13 protein-coding genes are annotated in these 11,962 nt (G+C 75.3%); 6 read left to right on the forward strand and 7 right to left on the reverse strand.

Translation table 11 applies throughout. The annotated features are described in order from the left end of the window. Window positions 1–45: 45 nt before the first annotated feature. Entirely contained in the window at window positions 46–1,701 is a 1,656-nt protein-coding gene (locus tag CP982_RS31225; RefSeq protein WP_150513506.1) for a class I adenylate-forming enzyme family protein, read from the forward strand. Window positions 1,702–1,760: 59 nt separating this feature from the next. Here CP982_RS31225 and CP982_RS31230 read toward each other — a convergent pair whose 3' ends face one another. From CP982_RS31230 to CP982_RS31255, 6 genes are all read right to left on the reverse strand, one after another. Further along, window positions 1,761–2,591 (reverse strand): metal ABC transporter solute-binding protein, Zn/Mn family, encoded by an 831-nt coding sequence (locus tag CP982_RS31230; protein WP_150513507.1) that lies wholly within the window; start codon window positions 2,589–2,591, stop codon window positions 1,761–1,763. Next, on the reverse strand, window positions 2,519–3,415 hold the full coding sequence (locus tag CP982_RS31235) for a metal ABC transporter permease (RefSeq protein ID WP_150513508.1): 897 nt from the start codon (window positions 3,413–3,415) through the stop codon (window positions 2,519–2,521). Before CP982_RS31235 ends, CP982_RS31230 begins: the two co-directional genes overlap by 73 nt. After that, a complete protein-coding gene (locus CP982_RS31240) occupies window positions 3,412–4,077 on the reverse strand; it encodes an ABC transporter ATP-binding protein (RefSeq protein ID WP_150513509.1) in 666 nt (221 codons plus the stop codon). Before CP982_RS31240 ends, CP982_RS31235 begins: the two co-directional genes overlap by 4 nt. Window positions 4,078–4,194: 117 nt before the next feature. Next, entirely contained in the window at window positions 4,195–4,689 is a 495-nt protein-coding gene (locus CP982_RS31245; protein WP_150513510.1) for a copper chaperone PCu(A)C, read from the reverse strand. Continuing rightward, complete coding sequence (locus CP982_RS31250) at window positions 4,686–6,965, reverse strand: heavy metal translocating P-type ATPase (protein WP_150513511.1); 2,280 nt, start codon at window positions 6,963–6,965, stop codon at window positions 4,686–4,688. Before CP982_RS31250 ends, CP982_RS31245 begins: the two co-directional genes overlap by 4 nt. Then, window positions 6,965–7,213, reverse strand: coding sequence for a hypothetical protein (locus CP982_RS31255; RefSeq protein WP_150513512.1), 249 nt, complete (start codon window positions 7,211–7,213; stop codon window positions 6,965–6,967). Before CP982_RS31255 ends, CP982_RS31250 begins: the two co-directional genes overlap by 1 nt. A gap of 187 nt (window positions 7,214–7,400) precedes the next feature. Here CP982_RS31255 and CP982_RS31260 point away from each other — a divergent pair, with 187 nt between their 5' ends. The 4 genes from CP982_RS31260 to CP982_RS31275 all read left to right on the forward strand — a co-directional run bounded on the left by CP982_RS31260 (window position 7,401) and on the right by CP982_RS31275 (window position 10,306). Continuing rightward, entirely contained in the window at window positions 7,401–7,781 is a 381-nt protein-coding gene (locus CP982_RS31260) for a cell division protein SepF (RefSeq protein ID WP_030682464.1), read from the forward strand. Between the two features lie 145 nt (window positions 7,782–7,926). Continuing rightward, window positions 7,927–9,132: an AAA family ATPase gene (locus CP982_RS31265; RefSeq protein WP_150513513.1), complete on the forward strand. Its 1,206-nt coding sequence runs from the start codon at window positions 7,927–7,929 to the stop codon at window positions 9,130–9,132. A 13-nt stretch (window positions 9,133–9,145) separates the two neighbouring features. Beyond that, window positions 9,146–9,469: a nucleotide pyrophosphohydrolase gene (locus tag CP982_RS31270; protein ID WP_150513514.1), complete on the forward strand. Its 324-nt coding sequence runs from the start codon at window positions 9,146–9,148 to the stop codon at window positions 9,467–9,469. Window positions 9,470–9,808: 339 nt separating this feature from the next. After that, window positions 9,809–10,306 carry a DUF6099 family protein gene (locus CP982_RS31275; RefSeq protein ID WP_150513515.1) on the forward strand — a complete coding sequence of 166 codons (498 nt, stop codon included), beginning with the start codon at window positions 9,809–9,811 and terminating at the stop codon, window positions 10,304–10,306. 154 nt (window positions 10,307–10,460) lie between these two features. Here the strand turns inward: CP982_RS31275 and CP982_RS31280 are convergent, their stop codons facing one another. After that, window positions 10,461–10,679: a hypothetical protein gene (locus CP982_RS31280; protein ID WP_150513516.1), complete on the reverse strand. Its 219-nt coding sequence runs from the start codon at window positions 10,677–10,679 to the stop codon at window positions 10,461–10,463. A gap of 265 nt (window positions 10,680–10,944) precedes the next feature. Here CP982_RS31280 and CP982_RS31285 point away from each other — a divergent pair, with 265 nt between their 5' ends. Continuing rightward, entirely contained in the window at window positions 10,945–11,868 is a 924-nt protein-coding gene (locus CP982_RS31285) for an LLM class F420-dependent oxidoreductase (RefSeq protein WP_150513517.1), read from the forward strand. Window positions 11,869–11,962 lie beyond the last annotated feature (94 nt).

Consider the following 11,962-nt stretch of genomic DNA (forward strand, 5'->3'; position numbering starts at 1 on the left):
CTTCCAGCCCGTCCGGCGTTTGAGGCCTCACCCCAAGGAGCCCCCATGCCCCTCCCCCTCAAGGACCTCCTCCCCGCAGCCCTCCGCAGGAGCTGGGCGGTGGACGGGACCTGTCCCGACCTCGACCTGTACAGCCTGTTCCGGGCGCGGCAGGTCGGGGACCCGCATCGCGCGGCCGTCGTCGACGCCAAGGGGAAGCTCTGTTACACCGCCCTGGACCGCAAGGTCCGATGTCTGGCCGTCGGGCTCAGAGGGCTCGGCATAGGACCGGGCGACGTCGTCGGCGTACAGCTGCCCAACGGGCGGGACGCGGTCGTCACGGACCTCGCCCTCGCCGCCGTCGGCGCGGTCGCGCTGCCCTTCCCCGTGGGCCGGGGCGCCGCGGAGGCCACGAGCCTGCTGCGGCGCGCGGAGGCCGTCGCGGTGGTCGCGGCGGCGGAGCACCGGGGCGCGCACCCGGCGCGGGCGCTCACCGAGGCGCGGGCCGCCCTGCCCGCGCTGCGCCACGTCGTCGCGGCGGGCCGGGGGCCGCATCCCGAAGGGGCCCTGGCCATGCGGGAGTTGCTCCGCGCGGATCCGACGGAGTTCGTGGCCGCGCGGCCCGACCCGGACGGGCCCGCCCGGATCCTGGTCTCCTCGGGCTCCGAGGCCGAGCCGAAGATGGTCGCGTACTCGCACAACGCCCTGGCGGGCGGCCGGGGCAACTTCTTCGCCTCCCTCATGCCCGACCGGACCGTCCCGCCGCGCTGCCTCTTCCTGGTGCCGCTCGCCTCGGCCTTCGGCTCCAACGGCACGGCCGTCGCCCTCGCCCGGCACGGCGGCACGCTCGTGCTGCTCGACCACTTCACGCCCGAGGCCGCGATCGCCGCGATCCGCGAGCACGAGCCCACGCACGTCCTCGGCGTGCCGACCATGGCCCGGATGATCCTGGACCGGCTGGCCGCCGACGGCGGGAAGCTGCCGCCGCCCACCGCGCTCGTGCTCGGCGGCTCCCCGCTCGACGTCACCACGGCGGCCGCCGCCCGCGAGGCCTTCGGCTGCCCGGTCGTGAACCTCTACGGCTCCGCCGACGGCGTCAACTGCCATACGGGACTTGAGGGGTTGGGCGAAGGCCTCGCCCCGGAGCACGGCGTCGTGGCGGGGCGGCCCGACCCCCGCGTCGCCGACATCCGCGTCGCCGACCCCGCCACCCACGAGCCCGTGCCGGACGGCACCATCGGCGAGATCGTCGCGCGCGGCCCGATGACCCCGCTGTGCTACGTCGGCGCCCCCGACCTCGACGCCCGCTACCGCACCCCCGACGGCTGGGTCCGCACCGGCGACCTGGGTCTCATCGACGGCGACGGCGTGCTGCACGTCGTCGGCCGCCTCAAGGACGTGGTGATCCGCGGCGGCGCCAACATCAGCCCGGCCGAGGTGGAGCGCGCCCTGAGCGCCCATCCGCTGATCCGGGACGTGGTGTGCGTGGGCGTTCCCGACCCGGTGATGGGGGAGCGGCTCGCGGCCTGCGTGGTGCCCGTGTCCCGTGGCCCGCAGGAGGGCGCCCTGACCCTCGACGCCCTCGGCGAGCACCTCACCGGCCGCGGCCTCGACCGCGCCAAGCATCCCGAACGGCTGCTGCTCGTACCGGAGTTGCCGCTGACACCGGCGGGCAAGCCGGATCGGACGGCGCTGCGGGAGCGGGCTGTCGCAGGTTGCTGACGTAAGGGGGGGGGCTGCTCCGGGCCGGATCCGGAGCAGCCCCCTTCGCTCGGCGCGTGCTAGCGCGCCCGCAGGGCCTTCTTCAGCTGCGCCGCCGCGTTCCGGTACACCGGCAGCAGATCCAGGTCGTCCCCGGGGTAGTTGACGATCTTCAACTGCTCGGCGCCGGAGCCGGGCAGGACCGTGCCGGTCGACATGTGCGCGTTGTCGAGCACGAGCGCGGGCTTCTTCTTCCCGAGCTCGGCGACCTGGGAGGCCTTCACCGGCTCGGGGCCGTACGTGCCGACGGTGCGGGCACCGGCCATCCGCGCCGACCAGGTGGTGAACACCTGGCTGACCGCGGTGGGCGCCTTGCCGCCCGGCCAGGCGGACTTGAGGTCCTTCGACAGCTTCGCGTACTCCCGCTCGAAGGACGCGTTCCACTTCTTCGCGGACACCTCGGTGCCGAAGAGGCCGCCGAGCCGGGTCACCTCGCCCGCGGCCTTGGCCGCGTCGTTGTCGAGGTTCACCCGGACCAGCTCGGCCTTCGAGCCCGCCGCCTCCTTGATCTTGTCGGCGTACGGCTCGAACGGCGCGTACAGCACGAAGTCGGCCTTGGCGACGGCCGCGAGGTCGGAGGGCTTGGGGTCGTAGTCCGGCGCGTGGTGCGTGGACGGCGGCACCAGGACGGTGACGTCCTTCGCCCCCGCCGCCTTGGCGAACGCGCCCTCCCAGGTGGTGGTGGCGACGACCACGGGCCCGCCGCCCTCGCCCGCGTCGGTCTTCTTGGGCTCGTTCTCGTCGGCGCAGGCGGTGGCCGTGAGGGCGAGCACGGCGCTCAGCGCGACGGCCCCGGCGGTGCGGGAGAGGTGCTGGGGGAGGTGGGGGACACGGACGCCGGTGCGCGCCATGAGGTGATGCTCCGTTCGGGGATGAGGTGGACGGCGAGGACGACGGCCCCCGCCAGCAGGACGAGGACGGGCCCGGGGGGCCAGTCCAGCCACAGGGCGAGCAGGAAGCCCGTGGTGTTCACGACGACGCCGATGGCCACGGCCCACAGCGCGATCGTGGTGAGCCGGTTGCCGAGGCGGCGCGCGGCGAGTGCGGGAAGCAGGGTGAGCGCGTCGACGAGCAGCGCGCCGGTCAGCTTGATCGCCCCGGCCACCGCGACGGCGACCAGGACGAGCAGCACCACCGTGAGCCCGCCGACGCGGACCCCGGAGCACTGCGCCAGCTCACGGTCGTACAGCAGCAGCGCGAGATCGCGCCGCCGCCACAGGAACAGCGCAGGTACGACGACGGCGAGGACCGCGACGACGACGATGTCGGCGGTGGTGACCGACAGGATCGACCCCCACAGCAGCGCGAACGCGCCGGAGGCGTTGACCCCGGCCACCGACAGGACGAGCAGCGCGGCCGCGATGGCCATGCTCATCAGCAGGCCCATCGCGCCCGACAGGCCGTCCGGCGTACGGGCCAGGGGCGCCACGCCCGCCCCCGCGAGGGCGCAGGCCACCAGGGCGCACAGCATCGGGTCGAGCCCCGTGAGCAGCCCGACCGCGATGCCCAGCAGCGCGACGTGCATCATCGCGAACCGCACTGGCATGATGTCGAGCCCGACGATCACGACGCCGACGATCGGCAGGCCCACGGCGGCGAGCAGCAGCGCGAAGGCGGCGCGCTGCACCGGTACGAGCTGGAGCATCAGGCCGAGGTCGGCGGTGGCGAGGGTCATCCGGCCGCCCCCCTGCCGGAATCGGCCGGCGGCACCTCGCGCAGCCTGCCCGCCGCCATGTCCAGGACGCGGTCGCAGCGCGCGGCGAGCGTCCGGTCGTGGGTGACGACGAGGAGCGTGACCGGCAGCGAGGTGAGCACCTCGGCGGCCTCCTCCTGGCCCGCGAAGTCGAGGGCGGCGGTGGGCTCGTCGGCGAGCAGCACCCCGGCACCGGCGGCGACGCAGCCCACCGCGCGCGCCAGATAGGTCCGCTGGAGCTGTCCGCCGGACAGGGTGTGCAGCGGTCTGCGGCGCAGGCCGCCCACGCCGAGGCCGTCCGCCGCGTCCGCCGCCGGGCCCGGGGCGCCGCTGGAGTCCAGCAACTCGCCCGCGAGCAGCGGGAAGCGGCCCACCGCGGGCTTCTGCGGCACCCACGCGCAGGCGCGCCGCCGCCAGGCGCGGTCCGCCGCCGAGCGGGTGGAGCGCCCGCCGACCAGGACCGTGCCGCGCAGCTGCCGGTGCAGGCCGAGCACGGCGCGCAGCAGCGTGGACTTGCCGGAGCCGTTCGTCCCGGTCAGCGCCACGCGTTCGCCCGCCGCGACCTCCAGGTCGACGCCGTCCACGGCGACGACGCGCCCGTGCCCGCAGGTCACGTCGCGCAGCTGTACCTCAAGCCCGCCCATCGGCTCTCACGCGCCTTCCTTCCGTCGCCTCGGCTCACGCCGTGTGCGGCAGTAGTCGGACGCGCGCCGCGCCCAGTTCCCGTACGAACCGACGGAGTCGCGCCGCGGGCGGCGGGCTCAGCTCCCGGGGCGCACCACCACGGCGGTCACCCGCACCTCGCCGCTGTGCCGGAACCGCAGGACGAACGGCACCTCGGCGCCGAGCCGCAGGGCCCGCTTCGGCCGGAGCATCACATCGAGGCCGTCGGGCTCCATGGTGATCCGCCTGCCCGCGGGCACCGTCGCCGACTCCACCATCCGCATCGACTCGACGTTCGCGCCCTCGCGCTCCACGGTCCTGCTGAGCATGACGTCGACGGCCCGCGGCGAGCGGACGGACTCCAGGACGTCGTCGGAGTCGCCGGAGTTGGTGATCCGGAAGAACGCGGCCGTCTCCGCGACGCTGCCGTAGGGCAGGAACACCCGCCCGTCCGTCACCGAGATCCGCGCGGGCCCGCCCGCCGCGCCCGCCGCGACCCAGGCCGAGAGCCCGCCCAGGGTCAGCGCGGCGGCGACGACCGGCGCGAGCGCGGCCAGGAGGCCGCCGCGCAGCCGTGCGTACAAGGTCCTCATCGGCGGTCCTTTCCCCGGGCCGCGCGCGGCTCCGGCTCCCACGTCCGCAGGCGCAGGCTGTTCGCGACCACGAGCAGGGAGCTCGCGGACATGGCGACGGCCGCCGTCATCGGGCCGAGTCGGCCCACCGCGGCGAGCGGCACGGCGAGCGCGTTGTAGCCGAACGCCCAGACGAGGTTGGCGCGGATCGTCGCCAGGGTGCGCCGGGCGAGGCGGACGGCCACGGCGGCCGCGCCGATGTCGCCGCCCGCGAGCGTCACGTCGGCCGCGCCGATCGCCGCGTCGGTGCCGCAGCCCATGGCGATGCCCAGATCGGCGCGGGCAAGGGCGGCCGCGTCGTTCACGCCGTCGCCGAGCACCGCGACACGGCGGCCCCGCGCGCGCAGCCGTCCGACGAGTTCGGCCTTCTCCTGGGGCGTGCAGCGCGCGTGCACCTCGGTGATGCCGAGTTCGGCGGCCACGGCGTGCGCGGTCGCCGCCCGGTCCCCGGTGGCGAGCACCGGCTCCACGCCGAGGCGCCGCAGCCGGTCCACGGCGCGGTAGCTGCCGGGCCGCAGCACGTCGCCGACGGCGACGACCGCCGCGTCGGCGCCGTCCACGCGGACGAGGACGGCGGTGCGGGCCGCCTCCTCCGCCGCGGCGAGCGCGGCGGCGAGCTCCGCCACCAGCCCGTCACCGGGCACGCGCACCTCCACGCGGTGGCCCTCCACCACACCTTCGACCCCCGTGCCGGGCGTCGCGAGGAAGCCGTCCACCGGCGGCAGGGGCACGTCCGCAGACCGCTGTCGGGCGTACGCCACCAGGGCGCGGCCCAGCGGGTGCTCGGAGCCCTGCTCCACGGCCCCGGCGAGCCGCACCAGGGCCTCCTCGCCGAGGCCGCCGGAGACGGCGGTGACCTGGGTGACGGTCATGTGCCCGGTGGTGAGCGTGCCGGTCTTGTCCAGGACGACGGTGTCGACGTGCCGCAGCGTCTCCAGGGCGCGCGGCCCGCTGACGAGCACGCCCAGCTGGGCGCCGCGCCCGGTGGCGGCGAGCAGCGCGGTGGGCGTGGCCAGGCCGAGCGCGCAGGGGCAGGCGACGACGAGCGCCGCCACGGCCGCGGTGACGGCGGCCTGCGGGTCGGCCCCCGCGCCCAGCCAGAAGCCGAGCACGGTGACCGCGAGCGTCAGGACCACGGGCACGAAGACGCCCGCCGCGGTGTCCGCGAGCCGCTGGGCGCGCGCCTTGCCGGCCTGGGCCTCCGTCACCATCTTCGTGATGCGCGCCAGTTGGGTGTCCGCGCCGACCGCCGTGGCCCGCACGACCAGCAGCCCGCCCGCGTTGACCGCGCCGCCGACGACGGCCTGCCCGGCGGCGGCCTCCACCGGTTCGCTCTCACCGGTGACGAGGGACACGTCGAGCGCGGACGCGCCCGACACCACCACGCCGTCGGTGGCGACGCGCTCACCGGGCCGCACGGTGAACTCCTGGCCCACCCGCAGCAGCCCGACGGGCACGCGCCGCTCGGTGCCGTCCGGGCCGCGCACCGCCACGTCCTTGGCGGCGAGTTCGGCGAGGGAGCGCACCGCGGCGCCCGTGCCGTGGCGGGCCCGCGCCTCCAGGAACCGCCCGGCGAGCACCGACAGCGGCACCCCGACCGCCGCCTCCAGATACAGGTGCGCCGCCCCGCCCCCGGCGGACGGCAGGAACTCGAAGGGCATCCGCATCCCCGGCTCGCCCGCACCGCCGAGGAACAGCGCGTACGCCGACCAGGAGAAGGACGCGGCCACGCCGAGCGAGACCAGCGTGTCCATGGTGGCGGCGCCGTGCCGCAGGCCGCGCAGCGCGCGCCGGTGGAAGGGCCACGCGCCCCACACCGCCACCGGCGCCGCGAGCACGAAGCACAGCCACTGCCAGTTGCGGAACTGCCAGGCGGGCACCATCGACAGGACGAGCACCGGAAGCGCGAGCAGGGCGGTGACCAGGAGCCGGTTCCGCTCGGCCCGCGCGCCGTCGTCGGCCGCCCCGGCCGCCGCCCGCTCGGGCGCGGGCGGCGCGGGCACCTCGGCCGTGTAGCCCGCCCGTACGACGACCGCGACCAGCTCGTCCGCGGTGGTGTCCACCGGGTGCGTCACATGGGCCCGGCCGGTGGCGAGGTTGACGGTCGCGCTGACCCCCGCCAGTTTGCCGAGCCGCTTCTCCACGCGGTTCACGCACGCGGCGCAGGTCATGCCGCCGACGACCAGGTCGGTGGTGGTCACATCGGGCGCCGGGGCCGTACCGGCGGCGGTGTCCATCAGCCGTGCCCTCCGTGCCCGCCGCCGTGCCCGCCACCGGAGCCGCCGTCCCCGTCGGACGTCGAGGACCGCATGCCCGGCGCCACCGGACCCACGGAGTCGCCGACTTGGTACGAGACGACGAAGACGACGGCGAGCAGCGCGAGGAAGGCGAGCAGGGCGGGCGGCGGCCGCCACCCGCGCGGCGCGGACTCGGCACGCCCGCCGGGCGGTTCGGGCGACCCGGGCGGTCTGGTCGGACTGGGCATCGGCGCTCCCGTGGCTGAGGCGGTGGCGCGGGTAGGGGACACCCGGCGCCGGGCAGGTGGTCGGGCGCGGGGGCGGAGAAGTTCCCGCCGTGGTGGACTCCTCGTGTCGCAATTGGGCCAACCGGGTGAAGTGGCGTAAGAATTGCCTGGTACAGACGTTGAGGACGAGCCAGGACGGGGTTGCTCTGTGACCAGCAACGAAGCCACCGACGAACAGTGGGAGGGGCTCGCGCAGGTCGTGCCGCTGCGGGGCCGCAACGAGTGGCCGTCGTGGCCGGGGCACCGCTCGCTGCCCGACGCCGAGACCGAGACCCGGCGGCGCTTCGTCGTCACGCGCGTCAACGTCTTCTCCGACGCCCGCGAGGTCGCCGAGAACCTGATGGCGCAGATCCCCGTCCTGCTCGACCTCAGCGGCGCCGAGACCGAGACGGCCAAGCGGGTCCTCGACTTCAGCAGCGGCGTCGTCTTCGGCCTCGGCTGCGGCATGCACCGGGTGGAGAAGAACGTCTTCCTGCTCTCGCCGCCCGACACCGAGGTGCAGGGCCTGGTGGAGGCCGCCACCGTCTGACCGGGCCCGCCGGCCGGGCCCGGTGGGGACGCTCCGTAGCCCAACCGCCCAGCTCACACCGCCCGTTGGTCGGTGATCGCCCGATCGGGCGAAGGTCGGCCGGGCAAAACGGTTCGCCTGATCCACTTCGGCCTAGCTTCCGTGCATGACTGTGCACTCCCGCCGGACGTTCGCGCAGGCTCCAGCGGCTCTGGCCCGGGACAAGCCGCGCGTCACCGAACTGCGGCTCTCCGCCTTCGCCGGGCACCGGGCCGCCGTCTTCCCGCTCGGCCCGCTGACACTCTTCGCGGGGCCGAGCGGCAGCGGCAAGTCCAGTGCGCTGCGCGCGTACGAGGCGCTCGCGCTGCTCGGCGCGGGCGCCGAACTCGTCGACGTGTTCCCGCAGCCCGCCCGCTGCGTGCCCGAACGGGCCCGCGCCGACGGCCAGGCGCGCCGCGGCTTCCGCATCGGCTGCACCGTGGACGGGCCCGCGGGCCCGGTCCGCCTCGACGTCGCCGTCCAGGCCGAGCCGGAGCTGCGGATCGCGGGCGAGCGGCTGACCCGGGACGGGCTCACCCTCCTGGAGACCGCCCTGCGCGACCCCGGCCGCCGCGCCGTGCAGGCCTCCTGGCACACGGCCGGTGCCGCGCCCGTGACCCGCGCGCCGCTGCCCGACGACCGGCTCGGCACGGCCCTGCTCCCGCTGCGCGTCGCGGGCAAGACCGACGGGCAGCGGCTCGTGCTCGCCGCCGCCGAGCAGGTCGTCGTCGCGCTGCGGTCGGTGTTCGCCTGCGACCCGCGCCCCGCCCGGATGCGCGAGCCGGTGACCGTGGGGTCGGGGCCGGGGGGGTCCGCGAACGCGGGCCGGCTGCTCGGGGGCTGCGACAACCTCGCCGAGGTCCTCCGGCGCACCCGTCTGGAGTGCGGCAACCGCCACGCCCAGCTGGTCGCCGCGCTGCGCGCCGGGTGCGCGGGCCCGGTCGCCGACGTCCTCGCCGAGCAGGCAGGGGACGGCGCGCTGCGGGCCGTGCTCGACCGGGGCGACGGGGTGCGGACCTGCGTGGGGCGGCTCGGCGACGGCGAACTGCGCTATCTGGCCCTCGCGCTGGTGCTGCTCACGGGCCCCCGGGTCCTGGAGGTCGACCCGGTCGCGGAGGTCCCGGAGGCGTACCAGAGCCTGACCGTCCTCGCCGACGGCTTCGACCGCTGTCTGGACCAGCGGCAGAAGCGTGCCCTCGCGGACCTGGCGGCCCGCGCGTGCGGCCGCGGGCACATCCGCCTGATCGGCGCCGTCGCCGACGCCACCTGGGCGGCGGCGGCCGACGGCGTCACCGTGGTGGACCTCGGGCGGACGGGATGTAACGGGATGTAGTTGACTGGGGCCCGTGACCGATCAAGACATCGCGGGACTGCAGCGCAGGCTGGCCGAGTTCGCCGCCGCGCGGCGCTGGGAGCCCTACCACACGCCCAAGAACCTGGCCGCCGCGCTCAGCGTGGAGGCCTCCGAACTGGTGGAGATCTTCCAGTGGCTGACGCCGGAGGAGTCGGCCCGCGTGATGGAGGACGCCGACTCCGCCCACCGCGTCACGGACGAGGTGGCGGACGTGCTCGCGTACCTCCTCCAGTTCTGCGAGGTGCTCGGCGTCGACCCGCTGAAGGCCCTCGCGGCGAAGATCGAGCGGAACGAGGAGCGGTTCCCGGCGCCGTGAGGCGGCGCCCGGCGCACGACGCGTGCCCTGTGCGGCGCACCTCTCGCGGGGCGCCCCGCGTACGCCCCGAAGGGCGCGGGCGCCCGGCGCCAGGGGGTCCGCAGGGCCCAGCAACCCCGTAAGTCCGCCGCTGTCACCACCCGTTGGACAGCCGGAAAGCATGCCAAAGACGCCTCTTCGTCACTCTCCGGAGTGGATGCATTGTCCACACTCAGATTTTTGTCCACAGATTTCAGGCTTCCTCTGGCTTTTCGAACCGAAGGCGCTCACTGTGGGTAGTGGACAAGGGAGTTCTGGTGCACGTGCCGCGAGTGGGCGCGGGATGAATGGGGACGGCGCATGGATGCGATGCGGCTCATCGAGGCGACGAGATGCGCCTTGGCGCGGAGTCAGGAGCCCGCGGCCATCGTGGCGGAGGTGTGGCAGTCCCAGGCTCTGGCCCAGGCGATAGGGCATCGCCTCGCGGTCGCCGGTCCGCCGGAGTTACGGGGCGAGGCGCTGGGGCTCAGCGAGCTGAGCGGCCGGGGCTGCGGCCTCCTGGACCCGCCCCGCTCGGAGGCGGAGGAGATACGGGCGGCGGGCCTGACGGGGATAGGAGACGCCCACCACACCCTGCTCGGTCTCGGCGCCCTGCTCGCCGAGGCCGGGATCGCCCTCGTCTCGGTGGCGATGGGCGCCGAGGACGAGGGGCTGTACTGGCAGTGCATGGAGTCGATCGACGCGGCCGACGAGTCCCGGGACCGCGTGGTGGAGATGCTCAGGAAGCTGGCGGCCCGCGAGCGGGCCCTGGGGGAGAGCGACTGCGAGAAGTGCGGAGGGACGGTGCTGGAGGGCTGACACCGGGGGCCCGCCTCGCGGGCCCGGCGCTCCCGGGACCGGCCGGGCGTCCGCGAGGCCCGGCCGGACGGCCCGCACACAGAGCGCTGGATGTACGGACCGCCGGTCTTCGGGGGGAGCGCCCCGCAGGGGGCGCGGGTCTGTGTCCGCGAGGTCAGGCGCGGCCCTTGTCCCCCTCCGCCGTGGGCGGCCGCGTGGACTGCTGAAGGTCGGCGTCCAGTTGCGTCAGATCCGCGTTGAGCGCTGCCATCAACTCCTCCATCTGTTGCAGCAGACCCTTGGGCGCGCCCTGCGGCCCGGCCGGGGGCAGGGCGCGTTGCTGCTCTGGCACGACGTGGTCGCGCGCCTGCTCTGGCACGGCTTCCTGGGACATCACGGCCTCCTCGGCCCGCGCCCCGCACGGGGCGGAAGCGTCCCGGCCCGACGAGGCAGTTCATGCGGCGGACGCGCCGACGGCGGCCGCCGGCGCGGGTGCCGGGCGGCCCGGCTCCGCCCGAGCCAACGATCACCGGCTCGGCGCAGTCACTGGCACGGCCCCGCCCCGGCTGCCGGGTTGACGGATTTTCACCCGACCGGTGCCGGTGGGGACCGGCGGGACAGACGAGGTTGACGGGCGTTCGAGCGTGCAGGATGGAGACATGGATCTGCGCATCTTCACGGAGCCCCAGCAGGGGGCCACCTACGACACCCTCCTCACCGTCGCCAAGGCCACCGAGGACCTCGGCTTCGACGCCTTCTTCCGCTCCGACCACTATCTGAAGATGGGCTCGGGCGACGGTCTGCCGGGCCCCACGGACGCCTGGATCACGCTCGCCGGGCTCGCCCGCGAGACCCGGCGCATCCGGCTCGGCACCCTGATGACCGCGGGCACCTTCCGGCTGCCCGGCGTGCTCGCCGTCCAGGTCGCGCAGGTCGACCAGATGTCGGGCGGCCGGGTCGAACTGGGCCTGGGCGCCGGGTGGTTCGAGGAGGAGCACAAGGCGTACGGCATCCCGTTCCCCAAGGAGAAGTTCGCCCGTCTGGAGGAGCAGCTGGCCATCGTGACGGGCCTGTGGGAGACGCCCGTCGGCCAGACGTTCTCGTACGACGGCACGCACTACCAGCTCACGGACTCGCCCGCGCTGCCCAAGCCCGCGCAGGCCAGGGTGCCGGTCCTCATCGGCGGTCACGGCGCCGTCCGCACCCCGCGCCTGGCCGCGCGCCACGCCGACGAGTTCAACATCCCCTTCGCCTCCGTGCAGGACAGCGAGCGCCAGTTCACGCGCGTGCGCGAGGCGGCGGAGCAGGCCGGGCGCAAGGGCGGTGACCTGGTGTACTCCAGCGCCCTCGTGGCCTGCGTCGGCAAGGACGACGCGGAGGTCGCGCGGCGCGCCGCGGTCATCGGCCGCGAGGTCGACGAGCTCAAGACCAACGGCCTCGCGGGCTCCCCGGCCGAGGTCGTCGACAAGATCGGCAGGTACGCGGAGATCGGCGCGAGCCGGATCTACCTCCAGTGCCTGGACCTGGACGACCTCGACCACCTGGAGCTGATCTCCTCGCAGGTCCAGTCGCAGCTCGCGTAGGAAGCGCCGCCGCGTCCGACGGTGGGGAGACGCAGGTCACACCCGGTCGTGTCACAGGGGACCGGGCCATCTCGTCTCGGGGGTGTAGCCACGG

The organism is Streptomyces spectabilis (genome assembly GCF_008704795.1).
GTDB classification, from domain to species: Bacteria; Actinomycetota; Actinomycetes; order Streptomycetales; family Streptomycetaceae; genus Streptomyces; species Streptomyces spectabilis.